This window comes from Nonomuraea sp. NPDC050310 (assembly GCF_040655795.1).
Lineage (GTDB): Bacteria > Actinomycetota > Actinomycetes > Streptosporangiales > Streptosporangiaceae > Nonomuraea.
In genome coordinates, this window is the sequence record NZ_JBFAKP010000001.1 from 1,081,224 (window position 1) to 1,100,448 (window position 19,225).

Sequence of the window (19,225 nt, forward strand, 5' to 3'; positions counted from 1 at the left end):
CTACTTGAGGCCGGTCAGCGTGATCCCGCGCACGAAGTAGCGCTGGCTGAACAGGAAGAGCACCGCCGTCGGGATGAACAGCACCACCGCCCCGGCGGCGGTCAGGTGCCACAGGATGAACTCCTCCTGGGCGAACAGCGTCAGGCCGACCGGCACGGTCCGCATCTCCTGGGTGGAGGTCGCCACCAGCGGCCACAGGAACTCGTTCCACTGGTGCACGAAGGTGAACAGCGCCAGCACCGCGAGCGCCGGCTTGAGCTGCGGCAGGATCACCTGGGCGTAGACCCGCAGCTCGGAGGCCCCGTCGATGCGGGCGGCGTGCAGCAGGTCGTCCGGGATGGGCTGGATGAACTGCCGGCACAGGAAGATCCCGAAGGCGTCCATCAGGAACGGGGTGATCAGCCCCTGGTAGGTGTCCAGCCAGCCGAGGTTCGCCATCGTCACGTACAGCGGGATCATCCGGATGAAGAACGGGATCATCATCGTGCCGAGCACCGCGACGAAGAGCGTCTCCTTGAACGGGAAGCGGAACTTGGCGAAGGCGTAGCCGACCAGCGGATCCAGCAGCACGTGCGCCAGCGAGATGGTCCCGGCCACGATCAGGCTGTTGAGGATGAACTGCCCGAACGGCGCCTTGTCGAAGATCGTCGAGTAGTTCTGCCACTGGGGCTCGGCCGGCCACAGCACCGGCGTGCCCTGCATGGTCTCGGCCTGCGTCTGCAGCGACAGCGAGACCATGTAGAGCAGCGGGAAGAGGGCGACCAGGCCCACGGCCACCAGCACCGTGTATCCGGCCAGCCGGGCGGGGAGCCTCACAGCGTCACCTCCTTCTTCTTGCCCGCCCGCAACTGCACGACGGTGACCGCGACGATCACCAGCAGGAGCAGGAAGGACATGGCGCTCGCGTAGCCGAAGTTCCGCTCGTCGAAAGCGGCCCGGTAGACGTGCAGGATGGACAGGTTGGTCGCGCCGGCCGGCCCGCCCTCGGTGATCAGGTACGGCAGCCCGAACATCTGCAGCCCGCCGATCACCGCCATGATCGACACGAAGACCGTGGTCGGCGCGAGCAGCGGCAGCGTCACGTGCCGGAAGCGCCGCCAGGCCCCGGCCCCGTCGATCAGCGCCGCCTCGTGGAACATCTGCGGGATGCCCTGCAGCCCCGCCAGGAAGATGACCATGACGTACCCGGTCTGCGACCAGAGCTGCACCCCGATCAACGTCAGCAGCGGGCTCTCGGTCAGCCAGTTCTGCGCCGGCAGCCCCAGCGAACCCAGCAGCCGGTTGAGGATGCCGAAGTTGGGGTTGAGGATGTTGCGCCACATCAGCCCGACCACCACGACCGAGGTGAGGTACGGCACGAGCAGCAGCGCCCGGAACAGCACCCGCCCGCGCAGGTTCTGGTTGAGCAGCAACGCCAGCGCGAGCCCCAGCACCACCGCCCCCACGGTCACCCCGAGCGTGAAGCCCACGGTGACCAGGAAGGAGTGGCGCACCGCCGGGTCGGCCAGCGCGCGGCTGAAGTTGCCCAGCCCGACGAACTGGTCGGCCCGCACGCCGGTCATCGTGCTGGTGGCCAGCACGTTGCCGATCGGCAGGTAGAAGAAGAGCGCGAAGAAGACCAGCGCCGGCGTGATGAACAGCAGGGCGGTGCGGGCGTAGCGCCGTTGGAGCCCGCCGGTCATGACCCGAGGACGGTCTTGGCGGCGGCCTGGAACTCGGCGTAGGCCTCGGCGGCCGGCACGTTCTGGATCAGCACGCTCTGGTAGAGCTTCTTGAACGGCTCCTCCAGCTCAGGGGCCTTGCCGGTGGCGCGCAGGTCCACGCTGAAGTCGCTGGCGTACCCGAGCCCGGCCGAGAAGCCCTTGATCACCGGGTCGGCGGCGACCTCGGGCGTCCGGACCCATGACTTGCGCGGCATCAGCATCGCCGCCTCCTTGGTGGCGGCCCGCTCGGTCTCCAGGGCGGTCAGCCGCTTGATCAGGTCCCAGGCCAGGTCGGGGTTCTTGGCCTTGGCCGGGATGAAGACCGAGGCGCCGGCGGCGTAGGTGGCCTGGGTGGCGTGCTTCAGGGCGGGGGCGATGGCGAACTTGAGGGCGGGGGCGGCCTCGCGGATGGGCTTGATGTCCCACGGGCCGGTGAAGATGATCGCCGCGCGGCCGGCGGTGAAGAGCTTCTGCGGCTCGGTGTAGTCGGTGGTGGCGGTCGGGACCGGGGTGACCTTGTGCTTGTGGACCAGGTCGGCCAGGAACTGCAGCGCCTCGATCGCCTTGTCGGCGGGGGCGAGCACCTGCTTGGTCTGCGGGTCGTAGTACTTCACGCCGTTCTGGAGCAGCCAGTTGGTGGCGTAGTCGGTGGCCGGGGCGAGGGCTACGCCGTACTGGCCGTCCTTGGTGAGCTTCTTGGCCGCCTCGACCAGCTCGTCCCAGGTGGTGGGGAAGGTGGTGACGCCGGCGGCGGCCAGCAGGTCGGTGTTGTAGACGGGCAGGTTGGCGGTCAGGTGGAGCTGGACGCCGTAGAGCTTGCCCTCGTGCGAGTTGCGCTCGACGGTGGCCGGCTGCCAGTCGGCGGGGATGCCCGAGGCGGCGCCGTCCTTGTCCACGAAGGGCTGCAGGGACAGCACGTCGCCTGAGACGGCGAACTGCTTGACCCCGCCCCAGCCCTCCTCGACCAGGTCGGGGACGGTGCCGGCGGCCAAGTCGGCGGCCAGCCGGGTGCGCAGGTCGGGCCAGGCGAACTTCTGCAGGTTGACCTCGACGCCGTGCGCCTTGGCGAAGTCGTCGAAGACCTGCTGGTAGGCGGCGTAGCCGTGGCCGTTGTTCCAGTAGACGGTGACGGTCTTCCGCGCGCCCTGCTCGGTGGCGGGTGCGCCGGAGCAGGCGGCCAGCAGGACGCCGCCGACGGCCATGCCGAGGATGCGGAGGGGGAGCTTCATGGGGGTGCCTTTCCAGCGAGGAGCGAGAAAGGCCGAAACCTGGAGGTGGCGCGGGTGCCGTCGCGCGGTGAGGCGGGACGCTAGCACGGGGCCGAGGCGGCGTGCAACTATGCTACATTTCCTATCGACTTAATGGGTTAAACGTTCTGATAACGACGCTTGACCCGGCTCAGTTAAACGATTAACAATCCTGCGGAAGCCGATTCCTGGAGATCTCCGGCATGGTGCCCAGAGGCCTGAGATCATGAACTGCGATGAGAAGGAGTGATGTGCCGCCCAAGGCCACCGTGCGCGACGTCGCACAACTCGCCGGCGTCTCGGTGGCGACCGTCTCCTACGTGCTCAACGACCGCGACGCCAGCCGCGCCCGGCCGGAGACCCGGCAACGGGTGCTGGACGCCGCCGCGCAGCTCGGCTACACCCCCAGCTTCACCGCCCGCGGCCTGCGGCGTGGCCGGACCGAACAGGTCTACGTCGTGCCCCGCTGGCCCGGTTCCCCCTTCGCCGCCGCCCTCGCCCACGACCTGGCGACCGAGGCGCAGCGGCACCGCTACTCCACCGCCATGTTCGTCCAGGGCGACTGGCTGGCCCACCTGGGCCGGCGCATCGCCGACGGCGCCGCCGTCGACCTGTGGCACCGCAACGACTTCGACCAGACCAGCCTGTCGCCGCTCGTGGAGATGGGGCTGGCGCTGCTGGTCTTCGGCAACGAGATCGAGCCCGACGGCATCGACGTGGTGCGCAGCAACGAGCAGGAGGCCTGCGAGCAGGCCGTGCGGCACCTCGTGGCCGCCGGGCACCGCCGCATCGCCCTGCTGTGCCGCCGGCCGTACGAGCGGGAGGAGGGCTACCGCCCCATCCGCTTCGAGGCCTACGCCGGGGTGCTGGGCGAGGTGGACGAGCGCCTGGTCCGGCACACCGACGGCTCGTGGGAACGCGCCTACGAGGTGACGACCGAGCTGCTCACCCGGCCCGACCGGCCGACGGCGCTGTTCGCGCTGAGCGACTCGGCCGGCATCGCCGCCTCCTGGGCCGCCGCGCGGCTCGGCCTGCGGGTGCCGGACGACCTGGCCATCATCGCCGTCGGCGGCGTGCGCGACAGCGGCGCCACCGGCCTCACCTTCGTCGAACCCGACCGCACCGACTTCGCCGTGGAGGCCGGCGCGCTCTTCGAGCGCCTGGCCGAACCGGGACCCGGCCGGGTGATCTTCCGGAACTGGAGCCTCGTCCACCGCGGCTCCGCCTGACACCGCACCGGCCGCGGCAGCTCGGCGGCCGGGCGTGGTGTCCACGCAGAAAGCGTTCGCATGCACCCCAACATCCTGGTGATCTTCACCGACCAGTGGCGTGGCGACTGCCTGTCCATCGAGGGCCACCCGGTGGTCGAGACCCCCTTCCTCGACCGCTGGGCCTCCGGCGCCCGCCGCTTCACCCGCGCCTACTCGGCCAACCCGACCTGCGTGCCCGCACGCGCCTCCCTGATGACCGGGCAGCGCGCCGAGACGCACGGGCGCGTCGGCTACCGCGACGGCGTGGCGTGGGAGTACGACACCACGCTGGCCGGGGAGTTCACCAAGGCCGGGTACCGCACCCACGCGATCGGCAAGATGCACGTCTACCCCGAGCGCCACCCGCTCGGGTTCGAGAGCGTCGAGCTGCACGACGGCTACCTGCACCACGCCCGGCGCAACGCGGCCGACCTGGCCGAGATCGACGACTACGTGCCCTGGCTGCGGCAGGTGAGCGGCCGGGCCGACGCCGACTACGCCGAGCACGGCGTCGACTGCAACAGCACGGTCGCCCGGCCCTGGCCCGGCCCGGAATGGCAGCACCCGACCAACTGGACCACCCAGCGGGCGGTCGAGTTCCTCCGGACGCGGGAGCGGGACCGGCCGTTCTTCCTGTTCGCCTCCTACCACCGGCCGCACCCGCCCTACGACCCGCCCGCCTGGGCCTTCGAGCAGTACCTCGCCAAGGAGATGCCCCCGCCGCCGGTCGGGGAGTGGAGCCGGACGGTGTGGGGCCGGGCGGGCAACCCGCACGATCCGGCCTCGCCCTACCTCGAACTCCCGCCCGGCCGCCTGCACCGGACCCGGGCCGGCTACTACGGGCACATGACGCACATCGACCACCAGGTCAACCGGCTCCTGGAGGTCGCGCTGGAGGAGGGCGCGGACGACACCGTCGTGCTGTTCGCCTCCGACCACGGCGAGCTGATGGGCGACCACCACCTGTTCCGCAAGTCGCTGCCCTACGAGGGGTCGGCCCGGATCCCGTTCATCCTGGGCGGGCCGGGCATCGAGCCGGGGGTGGACCGCCGGCTGACCGAGCTGCGGGACGTCATGCCGACGCTGCTGGAGGCGGCCGGACTGCCCGTGCCCGCCTCGGTCGAGGGGCGCAGCGTGCTGAGCGGGCCGGAGCGGGAGCTGCTGCACGGCGAGCACGTGGAGCACGTCATGGCCGAGGCGGGCAACGTGCACTGGCTCACCGACGGGCGGCGCAAGTACGTCTGGCGCAGCTCCGACGGGCTGGAGCAGCTCTTCGACCTGGAGCGCGACCCGTACGAGCTCGACGACCAGGCCGGGGACCCGGCGCCCTGGCGGGCCAGGCTCGCCGGGCGGCTCACCGGCCGCCCCGAGGGCTTCGTCCGCGACGGCGAACTGGTCCCCGGCCGCCCGGTCACCCCCGTCCTGCCCCGGGGCTGGCGTCCGTGAAGCCCTGCGCGGGGCCGGCGTCCTCGACTCGCTCGGTACGGCCGGCGCCGACCAGTGCGAGCGCGAGGACGAACAGGGGCAGCGCGGCCCAGGGCAGGGCGGCCGCCCCGGGCCCGGCCAGCACGAGGCCGCCGAGGAGCGAGCCGAGCGCGATGCCGAGGTTGTAGACGGTCGCCTGCATGGCCGTCGCGACCTCCGCCCCGCCCGGCCCGCTCGACGCGACGAGCGAGGTCTGCAGGGCGGTCGGCGCCCCGCCGAACGCGCACCCCCAGACCGCCACCGCCGCCAGCAGGGCGAGCGCGCCGCCGCCGAGCAGCCCGAGCACGGCCATGGCCAGGCCCAGCCCCGCCAGGCAGCCGAGCAGCACCGCCCGCGGTCCGCCCAGGCCGGGCCGGTCGCTCACCAGCCCCGCCAGCCAGATCCCGACCGGCGTCGCCGCCCCGAACACCAGCAGCGCCACCCCGGCATGCGGCAGCCCGCCGCGGGCCGACAGCGGGGCGAGGTAGGTGTAGACCGCCTGGTGGCCGAGGAGCACCACGAGCGTGGTGGCCAGCACGACCCGCACGCCGGGCAGGGCGGCGACCCGCCGCACCGGCATCCGCCGCGCGGCCGGCTCACCGGGGAAGGGCGGGACGCTTCGCCGTACCCACAGCAGGAGAAGCACGGCCACCACGGACAGGGCCGCGAAGGCGGCCCGCCAGCCCACCGCCGAGGCCAGCGCCGCGCCGAGCGGCAGGCCCACGGACATCGCGACGGTGATCCCGGCCAGCACGAGGGCGATCGCCCGCCCGCGCCACTCCTCGGGCACCATCCGCGCGGCGTACCCGGCCAGCATCGACCACATCACCCCGTCGGCCACGCCGGCCAGCACCCGCGAGCCCAGCGTGAGCACGAACCCGGAGGACACCGCGCTCACCGCGTTGAACGCGGCGAACGCGGTGATCGCCGCCATCAGGACGGTACGGCGCGGCAACCCGCGCAACGCGGCGGTCAGCGGGATCGCCGCCACGGCCGAGGCCAGGGCGTACCCGGTGACCAGCAGCCCGGCCCGGGCCTGCGGCACGCCGAGCGCGCCCGACAGCTCGGGCAGCAGCCCGGCGGGCAGCAGCTTGGTCAGCACCGCGGCGAAAGCCGCCGTGAACAGGGCCAGCAGGCCGGAGAGTCGCGGCATGCGACAATGGTCGAACCTTCACATCAATGTGAAGGCAAATGCCGTGGAGGGGACATGAGGATCGGGGAGCTCGCCCGGCGCACCGGAGTGCCCACCCGGCTGCTCCGCTACTACGAGGAGCAGGACCTGCTCCACCCCGAGCGGGCCGACAACGGCTACCGCAGCTACGACGAGGAGTCGGTCGATCGGGTGCGGCAGATCCGCGGCCTGCTCGACGCCGGCCTGACCACCGAGATCATCCGCCGCATCCTGCCCTTCCTGCACCAGCCCGGCCAGGTCGTCCTGCACCGCGACTGCCTGACCGCCGAGATGGCCGCGCAACTGCGGGGCGAGGCCGAGCGGATCCAGGCGCGCATCGACTGCCTCAGCCGCAACCGCGACGCGATCCACGCCTACCTGCGGGCGGTCGAGGCGTGAGTTTGGCGGAGTCGGCCTCCCGGCGCGGGTGACCGCTCTACCATCGGGGGCGTGTTCCGCGACCTCAGGCCTGGCGACGGGACCTACAACCCGGTGGTGGCCGACGGGGTGCGCTGGCGCGACTACGAGCTGGCCGCCGATCAGGCCGCAGAACAGGCCACCGATCAGGCCGCCGAGGCGACCGCCGGGCGCGAGGACGGCGACTGGTTCGACCGGGCCGATCGCCCGCCCAGGCTGACCGACTGCCGGCCGTACGGCGTGGCGGGCGGGCTGGCCAGGCCGGACCCGCAGGCCGAGCGGGACCTGGCGGACGCGGTGCCGGACGGTGTCCGGTTCCCCGACCCGCGCGGGACGTGGATCCGGCTGATCAACGCCGAGGGCCCGGCCGGGGATCCCTTCCGGGCCGGCAACGCGGCCGACTGCGCCCTCGCGGTGGTCTCCACCTGGCACGGGGAGCCCGCGGTCGCCGCGCCCCGGCAGCCGGAGTACGACCGGATCGGGCGGCCCCTGCTCACCGGCGAGGCGGGCGCGGCCGAGCGGATGGCGCGCTGGCTCGGCGTGCCGGTGGCCGTGGCGGGGGAGGGCCGCGAGACCTACCCGCACATCGCGCGGCGGCTGAGCGACGCCGGGCACGGCGCGGCGGCGGTGCTGATCGGGCGCTGGGCGACCGGCGGGACGCACGCCTGGAACGCAGTCAACCACCACGGCGAGGTGATCTGGATCGACGCGCAACGCGGGCACATGGCCGTCGAGGCGCCCTACCCGGCGGTGGCCGAGGTGTTCTGCGCGGTGCTCGACCGTGGCGGGCGGCCGGCATGAGGCTCGACCAGGCCCGGGCGGTGGCCGAGGAGTACTTCAACGGCGTGCGGCGGGAGCGGCTCGGCATCGGCGTGCACGCCTTTCCCGGGGGATACGTGGCCTGGGCGCGGCAGGAGGAGGCGCCCGGGACGGTCGGCGGCGGGTGCATCGTGATCGACGGGCAGACCGGGGAGGTGGCGGTCCGCCCGCTGCTGGACCCCGAGTCGGTCGCCGCCCTCTGGCCCGGCCCGACGCACCGCTGATCTCGCGGTGCGCCGGGAATCCCCTCGTGGGATGGGTCAGCCGGACGCCAGGGCGCCGACGACGGAGGTGCGGGCGGCGCGGCGGGCGGGCAGCAGCGAGGCGATCACCCCGGCCAGCCCGGCCCCCAGCACCAGCACCCCCACCTGCGCGTACGGCAGGACGAACACGGTGTCCTCCAGCAGCGACCGGATCGCCAGCCAGCCGAACCCGACCCCCAGCAGCACCCCCACCAGCGCCCCGACCAGCCCGAGCACCAGCGCCTCGATCGACAGCATGTTCCGTAGCTGCGGCCGGGTCAGCCCCAGCGCCCGCAGCAGCGCCGACTCACGGGTGCGCTCGTGCACCGACAGCGAGAGCGTGTTCGCGATGCCGACCAGCGAGATCAGCACCGCCAGCCCGAGCAGCCCGGTGATGATCATCAGTGCCATGTCGAGGGCGTCCTCGAACTCGCCGCGCATCTCGGTGGTGCTCAGCACCTTGACCACCGGGTAGGCCTCGACCGCCGCATCGACGACCATGCGAGCCTCGTCCCGGTTGGTGGCCGCCCGGTTCTTGACGTACACCTGCTGGTCGCCGACCTTGCCGAAGTGCCGGTCGAAGGCGTCGGGAGGCAGCGTGACGCCGGACAACGGAGCCTCGTCCTTGAGCACGCCGACCACCTTGAGCGGGACGGTCCGGCCCTTGGCCGCCTTGACCTCGACCGTGCTGCCGACCTTGAGCCCGTGCGACTCGGCCAGGTAGCCCGGCACGAGCGCGGTGTCGCCCTTGAGCGCGCCCAGCGAGCCGGAGGCGAGCGGCGGGTCGAGCGGGCCGTCGAAGCTGCCGGCGAAGATCCGCTGGCCGCCCAGCCGGCTGTCCACCTCGCGGACCCGCACGACCGCCTCGAACTCCGCCCGCCCGCTCAGCGCGTCGCCGACGGCACGCGGGATCGGCTGCTCGGCCGACTGCGAGCTCAGCACGTAGTCGGCGGGGAACTGCTGGTCGAGCTCGGCGCCGATGGAGGCCCGCGAGGAGGCGGTGATCACCGAGATCAGCGTCATCAGGGTGACGCCGACGGTCAGTGCGATCGTGGTGGTCGCGGCCCGGCGCGGGTTGCGCGCGGAGTTGTTCACCGCGAGCCGGCCCGGCACCCCGAACAGCTTGCGCGGCACCCAGCCGACCAGCGAGCTGAGCGGCTTGACCAGCGTGGGACCGAGCACCAGCACCGCGAGGAAGAGCAACGCGCACCCGGCCATGGCGGTGAAGAGCGTCGCCTGGTCGCCCCGCTTCATGGTGAGGGTGAACGCGACCAGCCCGCCGCCGCCGAGCAGCAGCACACCGGCCAGGATCGCGCGCAGCACCCCGGCGCGGAAGGTCTGCTCCTCGGCCTGGGTGCGCAGCGCCGCGATGGGCGGCACCCGGGTGGCCGCGCGGGCCGGCAGCAGGGCCGCCACGACGGTGACGACCAGGCCGATGGCCAAGCTGATGCCGATCGTCGCGGGGGCCAGGGTGGCCGCCGCGCCGGTGGGCAGCGGGGCGTCCACGGCCTGCAGGATCGCCATGGCGAGCGCGCCGAGCCCGTAGCCGGCGGCCAGGCCGAGCACCGAGGAGAGCAGCCCGACCACGACCGACTCCAGGAGCACCGAGCCGAACACCTGCCCCCGCGTGGCGCCCATGCAGCGCAGCAGCGCCATCTCGCGGGTGCGCTGCGCGATGAGGATGGTGAAGGTGTTGTAGATGACCAGCGCGGCCACGAACATAGCGATCACGCCGAACAGCAGCAGGGCCATGCCGAGTTCCTCGGTGCCCATGCCGGACTTCTTGGCCAGGTCGCTGGCCAGCTCGGCGCTGGTCTGGGCGGTGAAGCCCTCGGCCACGACGGCCCGCTTGAGCTGCTCGGCCGGGACGGTGCCGGCCAGGTCGATCTCGTAGAAGGTCTTCACCCCGGACAGCGCCTGGGCGGTGGGCAGGGTGAAGCCGACGCCGCCGTAGAAGCTGAGGTCGCGGTCGATGCCCGGGTCGAAGATCCCGACCAGCTCGAACTCGTGCCGCGCCTGCTTGCGGTCCAGGACGGTGATGGTGTCGCCGACCTTGAAACCCTGCGCGCGGGCGGTGTTCTCGTCGAGCACGGCCTGGCTGTCGCCGTTCGGGTAGCCGCCGCCGACCAGGGTGGTGCGGTTGAGCTTGCCGGCGGTCACCGAGATCGCCTGCGCCGGGTAGTCGCCGGCGGCGCGGCCGTTCTTGCCCAGCAGGATGACCTCGCCGCGGAGCAGGCCCTGGGCCTCGTCCACGCCGGGCACGGCCCTGAGCTTGTCCAGGTCCCGGGCGGTGAGTCCCGCCTCCCGCTCGGGGTCCTGGCTCTTGGGCGGCAGGACGGCGACGGTCACCTTGTCGGCCGAGGCGGTGACCTTCTGCGTGAAGCCCGCCTCCAGCGTGTCGGTGAGCACGAAGGTGCCGGCGATGAAGCCCACGCCGAGCGCGATGGCCAGGGAGGTCAGCAGCAGGCGCAGCTTGTGCGCCCGGAGCCCGGCCAGGGTGGTGCGCAGCACGGCTCAGGCCTCCAGCTTCATCAGGGTGTCGAGCACGGCCTGCGGGGTGGGCTGGAAGATCTCGGTGACCAGCGAGCCGTCGCGCAGGAAGACGACGCGGTCGGCGTAGGCGGCGGCCACCGGGTCGTGCGTCACCATCACGATGGTCTGGCCCAGCTCGCGGACGCTGGTGCGCAGGAACGACAGGACCTCGGCGCCGCTGCGCGAGTCGAGGTTGCCGGTCGGCTCGTCGGCGAAGATCACCTGCGGCTTGCTGATCAGCGCCCGGGCGACGGCCACGCGCTGCTGCTGGCCGCCGGACAGCTCGCTCGGCTTGTGCGCCAGCCGGTCGCTCAGCCCCACGGTCTCCACGACCCGGTCGAACAGGAGCTGGTCGGCCTGGCGGCCGGCGATCTCCAGCGGCAGCCGGATGTTCTGCTCGGCGCTCAGCGTGGGCAGCAGGTTGAAGGCCTGGAAGATGAAGCCGATGCGGTCGCGGCGCAGCAGCGTGAGCTGCTTGTCGCTCAGCCCGGTCAGCTCGACGTCGCCGATGTGCACCGTCCCGGCGCTCACCGTGTCGAGGCCGGCCAGGCAGTGCATCAGCGTGGACTTGCCCGAGCCGGACGGACCCATGATCGCGGTGAAGGCGCCGGTGGCGAAGCCCACGTCGACGCCGCGCAGCGCGTGGACCTCGGCGTCGCCCTTGCCGTACACCTTGCGCACGCCCCTGGCCAGGACGGCGGGCGGGGCTTGGGTCTGAGTGAGCGTCATCGATACTCCTGGATAGCGAAAAACCAACGAAACCCAAGCTAGGGGCGGATATTTCGCGATCCGTGGGACCTGAGGAGGGACTTGTGGTCAGACTGGCGACTACCCGGGTCAGCCATTCGGCCGATGCCGCGGGGTGATCAGCCCGTTCTCGTAGGCGTACACCACGACCTGGGCCCGGTCGCGCAGGCCCAGCTTGTTGAGGATGCGGCCCAGATGCGTCTTGACCGTCGCCTCGGCCACGGTGAGGCCGCGCGCGATCTCCTGGTTGGACAGCCCGCGCGCCACCTGCAGCAACACCTCGTGCTCGCGGGCGGTCAGCTCCTCCACCTCGCGCGGCGTGGCGTCGGGCAGGGCCGAGGCGAACTGGCCCAGCATGCGGCCGAGCGTCGTCGGCGCCACGACCGCGTCACCGGCGTGCACCGTGCGGATCGCGGCCACCAGCTCGTCCGGCGGCACGTCCTTGAGCAGGAAGCCCGAGGCCCCGGCCCGGACCGCGGCGAAGGCGTACTCGTCCAGGTCGAACGTGGTCAGGATGAGCACCTTGGGGCCGCCGGGCCGGGCGGAGATGTGCCGGGTCGCCTCCACCCCGTCCATGCGCGGCATGCGCACGTCCATCAGCACCACGTCCACCTCGGTGCGGTCGAGCACCTCCAGCGCCTCCATGCCGTCGCCCGCCTCGGCGGCCACCCGGATGTCCGGCTGGGCGCCCAGCACCATGGCGAAGCCCATGCGCAGCAGTGACTGGTCGTCGACCAGCAGGACCCGGATCACGCCGCCCTCACCGCGGGCACCGGCAGCCGGGCCGCGACCTCGTAGCCGCCGCCGGCTCGGGGGCCGGTGGTGACGGCTCCGCCGTACATGCCGGCTCGTTCGCGCATGCCGACCAGCCCGTGCCCGCCGGGCGCGGGGCGCGCGGCGGCGCCGCGGCCGTTGTCGGTCACCCGCAGCAGCAGCTCGGGGCCGGTGTAGTCGAGTTCGACCACCGCGCTGACGCCGGGGCCGCCGTGCTTGAGCGCGTTGGTCAGCGCCTCCTGGACGATCCGGTAGACGGTGAGCTGCTCGCCCTCCGGGAGCTCGGCGGGCGCGCCGCTCACCCGCAGCTCCACCGGCAGCCCCGCGCCCCTGACCAGGTCGTCGAGCTGCGCCAGGCCGGGCTGGGGCAGGTAGTCGGGGCCGCTCTCGTCCTGTCTCAGCACGCCGACCAGCCGCCGCATCTCGGCGAGCGCGTCGCGCCCGGTCTTGGAGATCGTCCGTACGGCTCGCCGCGCCAGCTCAGGGTCGGAGTCGAGCGCGTACGCCGCCCCGTCGGCCTGCACGACGATCACGCTCACGTTGTGCGCGACCACGTCGTGCAGCTCGCGGGCGATCCGGGTCCGCTCGGCCGCCGCGGCCATCTTGGCCCGCTGGTCGCGCTCGCGCTCGGCGCGCTCGGCCCGCTCCTCCAGGCCCTCCACGTAGCGGCGGCGGGTGCGGCTGTAGAGCCCGGCCAGGAAGACGGTCCCGCCGAAGATGGAGAAGGAGAAGAAGGTGCTGAGCGAGAGGTTCTCCCACCGGCTCAGCGCCAGCACCACGCCCAGCTCGGCCACCAGCGCGCCGGCCAGTGCCCAGCCGAACCGCTCGCGCACGGACAGCGCGTACAACGCGACCAGGACGGCGAAGTCGGCCGGCATCAGCTCGACGTCGGCCAGCCACTGGCCGAAGCACAGCACCGCGATCACCGCGAACACCGTCTTGGGCCGGTCGCTCCGCCACAGCAGCGGCAGCAGCAGCGTCACCGACAACAGCGTGTACCCCACCGGCCCCAAGTAGGTCCCGTGCGACACGCTGGCGCCGATCGCGGCGTACGGCACGCTGTACCACGCGCACACCAGAGCCAGCGGCGCGACCCTCAGGGCGTCGAGCAGCCGGCCATGCCGTCTCGACCACGCGCGTACCTTGCCGAACACATCCACACCCTACGAAGCGGAACGACCGCTTTGGTCAGTCTTCAGGGGGAGGTGTGGCTACGACCCTGGTCTTACGCCAGCCTTACTCCCCGTGCGGCAGGATCCTCCGGTAAGGGGAGTGAGTAAGGGGAGATCGTGACAGCAGATCATGATCGAGGCGTCGGGCCGCGTGGCGAAGAGGAAGCGTCACGCGGCCCGATTCCGTTGACGCCCGGCCCGGCCGAACCGGCCGGCGCCGAGACCACCGCGCCACCGCCGCCTGAGGCGAGCCCGCGGGAGGGTGCGACCGACCGGCTCATCCCGTACGGCACCTACGCCGAGAGCCCTGCCGACGCCTACCCCACCGCGCCCCTCGGCGCGGTCCCGCCGCAGCGCGGCGAGCTGCGGGGGTTCCTGCGCAACCGCTACACCCAGATCATCGGCGCCGCCCTGACCGGCGTGGCGGCGGGCGTCGTCATCGGCGGGCTGGCGGACGGCTCCGACCGGCACCGCGGCCCCGTCTGGGGTCACCACCCGGGCCATTCCGAGGAGTTCCCGGGCGCCTTCCGGATCGAAGTGCCCGACCGCGACGTCTTCCGGGTGCTCCCACCGGACCCCGACGCGCCCCAGGGCGTGCCCGACCCGGCCGCTCCGGAGCCGGGCGACTGAGTGCGGGCGGGGGGATTCGAACCCCCACGGTTCTCACCACCAGAACCTAAATCTGGCGCGTCTGCCATTTCGCCACGCCCGCCGGGCAGCGTGAGGACAGCCTAGCGGGTCCGTCCGCCGGTGGCACCGCCCCGGCCAGGGGCGGAGACGGTGCTCAGCGGCCGCTTCAGCCCAGGCCCAGCTTCTTCTTCAGCGAGGCGACGTGCCCCGTGGCCTTCACGTTGTAGAGCGGGAGCTCGACCTTGCCGTCGGCGTCGATGACGAAGGTGGAGCGGATCACGCCCTCGACCTCCTTGCCGTACAGCTTCTTGAGCCCGAACGCCCCGTACGCCTTGTGGACCTCCAGCGAGGGGTCGGACAGCAGCGGGAAGGTGAGGGCGTCGCGCTCCACGAACTTGGCGAGCTTGGCCGGGGTGTCCTTGGACACGCCGAGCACGACGTAGCCGTCCGCGGTGAGCTGCGCGAGGTTGTCGCGGAAGTCGCAGGCCTGCTTGGTGCACCCGGGCGTCATCGCGGCGGGGTAGAAGTAGAGGATGACGCGCTTGCCGCGGAAGGCGTCGAGCGAGACGGTGCTCCCGTCGGCCGCCGGCAGGGTGAAGTCGGGCGCGGCGTCGCCCGGTTCGAGTCTGGAGTCGGTCATGTGGTTAACCTACCTGTGACGACCTGACAGACTGATCACCTTGGGCTGGAGGAGGAGAGCCATGGCTGAGACCGACCCTGACGAGCTGGAGCGGCGGATCGCGCGGACTCGGGCGGATCTGGCGCGAACCGTCGACGCCATCGCCGACCGGGTGAGCCCGAAGCGGGTCGCCGAGCGGAGCGTGGCGGAGTTGAAGGGCCGGGCCAACCATCTGGTGGCCTCGGTGGGCGACTCGCTGGGCGTGCGGCCGCGGCCGGCGAGCGACGACCCCGACCGGCTCTGGGACGACGAGCAGCCGAACGTCGGGCCGCTGCTGATCGGGGTGGGCGCGGTGCTGGTGGTGGGGGCGGCGATCATGCTGCTCCGCCGGCGTCGCAAGCGCGGCTGAGCTCCACTTTCTCCGCTAGATAAAGAAATGTCGCCGCTTTGCCCTAATCTCCCGGATCACAGGAGCTGATCGGGAGAAAAGCGGACATGACATATCTTGAGCTGTCGGAAGACGGCGGGAGCTCGCACAAGTTCTACGAGGTGCGCGTCGACGGCACCCAGGTCACCATCACCTACGGGCGGATCGGGGAAGCCGGGCAGACCAAGGTCACCCAGTTCGCCACGCCCGACAAGGCCCAGGCCGCCGCGGACAAGAAGCTCGGCGAGAAGCTACGCAAGGGCTACGCGCCGGCCGTCCGCGGCCAGCGCCAGCGCCGCGCGGTCACCCGCCGCGAGATCGTCAGCACCCGGTCGACGGCCCACCAGGCCCCGGTGCTGTGGCGCTTCCGCAGCGGCGACGCGGCCTTCGGCATCTTCGTCGACGCCGAGCGCGCCTGGGTCGGCAACCAGCGCGGCGACGTCTACACCGTCACGCACGGCGGCGAGGTCACCGGCCGCTTCCGGCTGCCGGACGGGGTCAAGTGCATCGTCGCCGACGACTTCTGGATCTACGCCGGCTGCGACGACGGCAAGGTCTACGACCTCAGCGGCAAGATCCCGCGGGTGGCCTACGAGATCGCCCAGGACGTGGACATCTACTGGCTGGACATCCGCGACGGCGTCCTCGGCGTCTCCGACCGGGCCGGCCGGGTGACCACGATCGACTACGAGGACGAGTTCCAGTGGGCGCGCAAGGGCCAGGGCGACGCGGCCTGGATGGTCCGGTGCGACACCGACGCCGTCTACCACGGCCACTCGCGCGGCGTGGCGCGTTACGACGCCGGTGACGGCACGCCGATCTGGCAGACCTCGGTGGGCGGGTCGGTGCTGTTCGGCTGGCAGGAGGCGACCAGCGTCTACGCCGGGACGTCGAGCAACACCGTGCACCGGCTGAGCAAGGACGACGGGCGGATCGAGGCCGTCTACCGCTGCGACGCGGCGGTCTTCTCCTGCGCGACCGCGCCCGACGGGCGCTACGTCTTCGCCGGGGACAGCCACTCCTCGGTGTACTGCTTCGCCGCCTCCGGCGAGCGGCTGTGGAAGCTCGGCACGGGCTGCGGGTCGGCGTACTCGATGCAGTTCCTGGACGACCGGCTCTACATCGTCACCACCGACGGTTCGCTGGCCTGCATCGACGCCAGCGAGGCGGCGGTCAGCGCGGCCCGGGAGGGGACGGTGCCGAAGCCGGTGGACGTCAAGGTCGCCGCCAGCCTCACCGTGGTCGAGCCGTCGGCCGTGCTGGAGAGCGTCGCCACCCCGGGCGACGGCGTGCTCGTGGAGTGCGTGAACGAGGGCGGGCGGCTGCGGGTGCGCGTGCTCAGCCCCGGCTACGAGCGGTGGAACGTGCAGTTCCCGCAGCAGATCCGCGAGCCCGGGGCGAGGTACGTGGTCGAGTCCGTGCGGCCCTCGGCCCGGGGCGGCTTCTACCGGGCGCACGGCGAGATCCGCCGCCTCCTCTGAGCGGCGGGCGATCTTCAGAGGAAGGTCTTGCCCTCGCCGCGGTAGGTGGGCACCCGGTCCACCACCTCGTCCCCGTCCACCACGTGCAGCGTGTCGAAGCGCTCGCACAACTCGCCCGACTTGGCGTGCCGGAACCACACCCGGTCGCCGAGCGACAGGTCCTGGGCCGCCTGCCCGAGCAACGGCGTCTGCACCTCTCCCGCGCCCTCGTCGCCGGAGAAGCGCAGCCCCGCGGGCAGGTACGGCTGGGGCAGCCGGTCGGGTCCCGGCGAGCCGGAGGCGATGTACCCGCCGCCGAGCACGGTGACGCAGTCGGGGGAGGGCCGGCGCACCACCGGCAGGGCGAACAGCGCGGCCGGCCGGCCGGAGAAGCCGCGGTAGTTGTCGAACAGCCGGGGATGGAACAGCCCCGACCCGGCGGCGACCTCGGTGATCGCCTTCTCGCGTACGGTGACCTCCACCGAGCCGGTGCCGCCGCCGTTGACGAACTCCAGGTCGGCGTAGGCGCGCACCGCGTTGACGATCCGGCCGCGCCGGACGATGAGCTCGCGGGCCGACTGGCTCTTCATCACCCGGACCACCCGGTTCCAGGCGCCGCCGCCCGGTACGGCGTCGCCGACGCCGGCGATCTGGGCCTCGTAGGCCAGCACCCCGACCAGCCGGAAGCCGGGCCGCTTGGCGATCTCGGCGGCCAGGTCGGCGGCCTCGTCGGGGTGGCGGACCGGCGAGCGCAGGGCCCCGGCCCGGAACCTGCCGCCGAAGGCGACGAAGCCGGCGTCCACGTCCAGGCAGAGGCGAAGGTCGTGGGTGAGGCCGATCCCGGCGAGGTGGTCGAGGTGCTCGGCCGAGTCGATGGTCAGGGTGATCTCGCGGGCGGCCCGCGCGTCGGCGGTCAGGGCGGCGAGCGCCGCGCGGTCGGTCGTCGGGTAGGCGACCAGGACGTCGGTGAAGCCCTGCTCCACCAGCCAGAGCGCCTCGGGGAGGGTGAAGGCCATGATGCCGCGGAAGCCGTCCATCGACAGGACGCGTTCGAGGACGGCTCGCGAGCGGATGGACTTGCTGGCCACCCTGATCGGCTTACCGCCGGCGCGCCGTACCAGATCCGCCGCGTTCGCCTGCAGGGCGGCGAGATCGAGGATGGCGAAGGGGGGTTCGAGGGCCGCGGTGGCCCGGTCGTAGCGCTGACGGTCGTCCATGCTTGCAGCCTAATGACATAGGGGACAAATGAACATGAGTTGCATTCACGTCTGGTAATGATCCGGAAAACCGGCGGCGGGTGGGCAGGCGCGGTGCTAAAGGCGGGTGTACCCCTGATCGATGTGATGACCCCGCTCCAGGAAAGACTTCCCGCGCTCGCCCCGGCCGACAGCCCGCGTCGCCGGTCGGCCCGGGTGCTGCGACCCGCACGAACTCCGGCCGGGGTGAGCGTGGCCCTCGCCCTCACCGCCGCGCTCGGGCTGACCGCCGCCGAGGTGGTCTCCGGGATGCTCGGCCGGCCGCTCGGCTGGGTGCCGATCAACGAAGCCGTGGCCATGGGCGGCACCCACACCTGGGCCGACCTGCAGTTGGTCGCGATCGGGCTGGCGGCGGCCGGGACGGTGTTCGTGCTGCTGGCCGTACTGCCGGGCAGGGCCAGGCTGGTGGCCCTGGAGACCAGCGATCCGCTGATCGTCATCGGGATCACGCGCTCGGGGCTGCGCCGTACGCTCCGGGCGGTCGCGCAGCAGGTCGAGGGGGTCGGGCGGGCCAGGGTGCGGCTGCGGCGCGGCACCATCGAGGTCGTCGTGCTCACCCGCGCGGAGGCTCCGGGATCGATGTTGCGGCAGGTCGGCAGCGCCGTCGGCGACCGGCTGACCGCCCTCGGCGCCCTGGGCGGGGGCGAGGTCGTCGTCCGGCTCCGCAGGAGGGGCCTGTGACGGGCGGGGAGCGGCTGGACCGGACGGTGAGGGGGCTGTGATGCGGCAGTACGGCGGTAACCGGGTCGGGCTCGCGGTCTTCGGCGGGGTGTTGCTCGCGCTGGGCGGTTACGCCTGGTTGCGCGGGACCGAGCTGTCGCCCAAGGCGCGCATCCTGCCCGACCGCACCGTCGAGGCGGTCGCGGCGCACTCGTGGGCGGTGTGGGCGGCGGCCCTGCTCCTGGTCGTGCTCACCCTGGTCACCCTCCGCTGGCTCGTGCTCGCCCTGGGCTGGGGCAGGTACGGCCAGCAGACGGGCACCGGGAGCGCGATGTTGTGCGTCGGGCTGAAGGACGTCGAGGGCGTCACCAAGAGCAGCGTCCGGGTCGTCGGCGACTCCGAGCGGCTGCGCATCGCGCTGACCTGCCGTGAGAGCACCGACGTCGGCGCGGTCGCCGGGCGGCTCGACCGCGACCTGGTCGGCAAGATCCGCCGCGAGGTCAGCGACAACGACCTGGGCACCGTCGTGCGCCTGCACGTGCGCGGCTGACGAGACCCGGGCGGCGCGGAATCCGGGCGGCGCGGAACCCGGGCGGCGCGGAACCCGGGCGGAACCCGGGCGGTGCCCGGGTGCC

General features: G+C 72.5%; 20 protein-coding genes and 1 tRNA gene. 10 read left to right on the forward strand and 11 right to left on the reverse strand.

What is annotated here, in order from left to right; all coding sequences use genetic code 11:
* From AB0I67_RS05135 to AB0I67_RS05145, 3 genes are read right to left on the reverse strand one after another with little or no spacing between them, the layout of a single operon-like run.
* Positions 1 to 816 carry a carbohydrate ABC transporter permease gene (locus AB0I67_RS05135; protein WP_357917787.1) on the reverse strand — a complete coding sequence of 272 codons (816 nt, stop codon included), beginning with the start codon at positions 814 to 816 and terminating at the stop codon, positions 1 to 3.
* On the reverse strand, positions 813 to 1,682 hold the full coding sequence (locus AB0I67_RS05140; protein WP_357917789.1) for a sugar ABC transporter permease: 870 nt from the start codon (positions 1,680 to 1,682) through the stop codon (positions 813 to 815). Before AB0I67_RS05140 ends, AB0I67_RS05135 begins: the two co-directional genes overlap by 4 nt.
* The gene (locus AB0I67_RS05145; protein ID WP_357917792.1) at positions 1,679 to 2,932 is read right to left on the reverse strand and encodes a sugar ABC transporter substrate-binding protein; all 1,254 of its coding nucleotides are present in this window, start codon (positions 2,930 to 2,932) and stop codon (positions 1,679 to 1,681) included. Before AB0I67_RS05145 ends, AB0I67_RS05140 begins: the two co-directional genes overlap by 4 nt.
* A 254-nt stretch (positions 2,933 to 3,186) precedes the next feature.
* Between AB0I67_RS05145 and AB0I67_RS05150 the strand changes: the two genes are divergently transcribed.
* Both AB0I67_RS05150 and AB0I67_RS05155 read left to right on the forward strand, forming a co-directional pair.
* The gene (locus tag AB0I67_RS05150; protein ID WP_357917794.1) at positions 3,187 to 4,179 is read left to right on the forward strand and encodes a LacI family DNA-binding transcriptional regulator; all 993 of its coding nucleotides are present in this window, start codon (positions 3,187 to 3,189) and stop codon (positions 4,177 to 4,179) included.
* A gap of 60 nt (positions 4,180 to 4,239) precedes the next feature.
* Positions 4,240 to 5,646: an arylsulfatase gene (locus tag AB0I67_RS05155; protein ID WP_357917797.1), complete on the forward strand. Its 1,407-nt coding sequence runs from the start codon at positions 4,240 to 4,242 to the stop codon at positions 5,644 to 5,646.
* Here the strand turns inward: AB0I67_RS05155 and AB0I67_RS05160 are convergent.
* On the reverse strand, positions 5,612 to 6,817 hold the full coding sequence (locus AB0I67_RS05160; RefSeq protein ID WP_357917800.1) for an MFS transporter: 1,206 nt from the start codon (positions 6,815 to 6,817) through the stop codon (positions 5,612 to 5,614). The genes AB0I67_RS05155 and AB0I67_RS05160 overlap by 35 nt on opposite strands.
* 54 nt (positions 6,818 to 6,871) lie before the next feature.
* Here AB0I67_RS05160 and AB0I67_RS05165 point away from each other — a divergent pair, with 54 nt between their 5' ends.
* Genes AB0I67_RS05165 through AB0I67_RS05175 form a run of 3 tightly spaced genes read left to right on the forward strand, consistent with a single transcriptional unit; the run spans position 6,872 to position 8,295 of the window.
* Complete coding sequence (locus AB0I67_RS05165; protein WP_357917803.1) at positions 6,872 to 7,234, forward strand: MerR family transcriptional regulator; 363 nt, start codon at positions 6,872 to 6,874, stop codon at positions 7,232 to 7,234.
* A gap of 51 nt (positions 7,235 to 7,285) precedes the next feature.
* Positions 7,286 to 8,053, forward strand: a complete 768-nt coding sequence (locus AB0I67_RS05170) for a toxin glutamine deamidase domain-containing protein (protein ID WP_357917805.1) — start codon at positions 7,286 to 7,288, stop codon at positions 8,051 to 8,053.
* Positions 8,050 to 8,295, forward strand: coding sequence for a hypothetical protein (locus tag AB0I67_RS05175; RefSeq protein ID WP_357917808.1), 246 nt, complete (start codon positions 8,050 to 8,052; stop codon positions 8,293 to 8,295). Before AB0I67_RS05170 ends, AB0I67_RS05175 begins: the two co-directional genes overlap by 4 nt.
* Before the next feature lie 36 nt (positions 8,296 to 8,331).
* On the opposite strand, the gene AB0I67_RS05180 is transcribed toward AB0I67_RS05175, so the two are convergent.
* The 4 genes from AB0I67_RS05180 to AB0I67_RS05195 form a co-directional block, all read right to left on the reverse strand.
* Positions 8,332 to 10,824: an FtsX-like permease family protein gene (locus AB0I67_RS05180; protein WP_357917811.1), complete on the reverse strand. Its 2,493-nt coding sequence runs from the start codon at positions 10,822 to 10,824 to the stop codon at positions 8,332 to 8,334.
* A gap of 3 nt (positions 10,825 to 10,827) precedes the next feature.
* Complete coding sequence (locus AB0I67_RS05185; RefSeq protein WP_357917813.1) at positions 10,828 to 11,574, reverse strand: ABC transporter ATP-binding protein; 747 nt, start codon at positions 11,572 to 11,574, stop codon at positions 10,828 to 10,830.
* A 108-nt stretch (positions 11,575 to 11,682) separates the two neighbouring features.
* Entirely contained in the window at positions 11,683 to 12,345 is a 663-nt protein-coding gene (locus tag AB0I67_RS05190) for a response regulator transcription factor (protein WP_357917816.1), read from the reverse strand.
* A complete protein-coding gene (locus AB0I67_RS05195; protein WP_357917819.1) occupies positions 12,342 to 13,520 on the reverse strand; it encodes a sensor histidine kinase in 1,179 nt (392 codons plus the stop codon). The genes AB0I67_RS05190 and AB0I67_RS05195 overlap by 4 nt, the downstream gene beginning before the upstream one ends.
* 135 nt (positions 13,521 to 13,655) lie before the next feature.
* Here AB0I67_RS05195 and AB0I67_RS05200 point away from each other — a divergent pair, with 135 nt between their 5' ends.
* On the forward strand, positions 13,656 to 14,168 hold the full coding sequence (locus tag AB0I67_RS05200) for a hypothetical protein (protein WP_357917822.1): 513 nt from the start codon (positions 13,656 to 13,658) through the stop codon (positions 14,166 to 14,168).
* Between the two features lies 1 nt (position 14,169).
* Here the strand turns inward: AB0I67_RS05200 and AB0I67_RS05205 are convergent.
* Together AB0I67_RS05205 and bcp are read right to left on the reverse strand one after the other, a co-directional pair.
* Positions 14,170 to 14,250, reverse strand: a tRNA-Leu gene (locus AB0I67_RS05205).
* A gap of 84 nt (positions 14,251 to 14,334) precedes the next feature.
* Positions 14,335 to 14,808: a thioredoxin-dependent thiol peroxidase gene (bcp, locus tag AB0I67_RS05210; protein WP_357917825.1), complete on the reverse strand. Its 474-nt coding sequence runs from the start codon at positions 14,806 to 14,808 to the stop codon at positions 14,335 to 14,337.
* 61 nt (positions 14,809 to 14,869) lie between these two features.
* Between bcp and AB0I67_RS05215 the strand changes: the two genes are divergently transcribed.
* Complete coding sequence (locus AB0I67_RS05215) at positions 14,870 to 15,196, forward strand: DUF3618 domain-containing protein (protein ID WP_357917828.1); 327 nt, start codon at positions 14,870 to 14,872, stop codon at positions 15,194 to 15,196.
* A gap of 86 nt (positions 15,197 to 15,282) precedes the next feature.
* Positions 15,283 to 16,695, forward strand: a complete 1,413-nt coding sequence (locus AB0I67_RS05220) for a WGR domain-containing protein (protein ID WP_357917831.1) — start codon at positions 15,283 to 15,285, stop codon at positions 16,693 to 16,695.
* A 14-nt stretch (positions 16,696 to 16,709) separates the two neighbouring features.
* On the opposite strand, the gene AB0I67_RS05225 is transcribed toward AB0I67_RS05220, so the two are convergent.
* Positions 16,710 to 17,891: an amino acid deaminase/aldolase gene (locus tag AB0I67_RS05225; protein ID WP_357917834.1), complete on the reverse strand. Its 1,182-nt coding sequence runs from the start codon at positions 17,889 to 17,891 to the stop codon at positions 16,710 to 16,712.
* A 126-nt stretch (positions 17,892 to 18,017) separates the two neighbouring features.
* Here AB0I67_RS05225 and AB0I67_RS05230 point away from each other — a divergent pair, with 126 nt between their 5' ends.
* The gene (locus AB0I67_RS05230) at positions 18,018 to 18,611 is read left to right on the forward strand and encodes a DUF6286 domain-containing protein (protein WP_357917837.1); all 594 of its coding nucleotides are present in this window, start codon (positions 18,018 to 18,020) and stop codon (positions 18,609 to 18,611) included.
* Positions 18,612 to 18,651: 40 nt separating this feature from the next.
* Positions 18,652 to 19,140, forward strand: a complete 489-nt coding sequence (locus AB0I67_RS05235; protein ID WP_357917840.1) for a hypothetical protein — start codon at positions 18,652 to 18,654, stop codon at positions 19,138 to 19,140.
* Positions 19,141 to 19,225 lie beyond the last annotated feature (85 nt).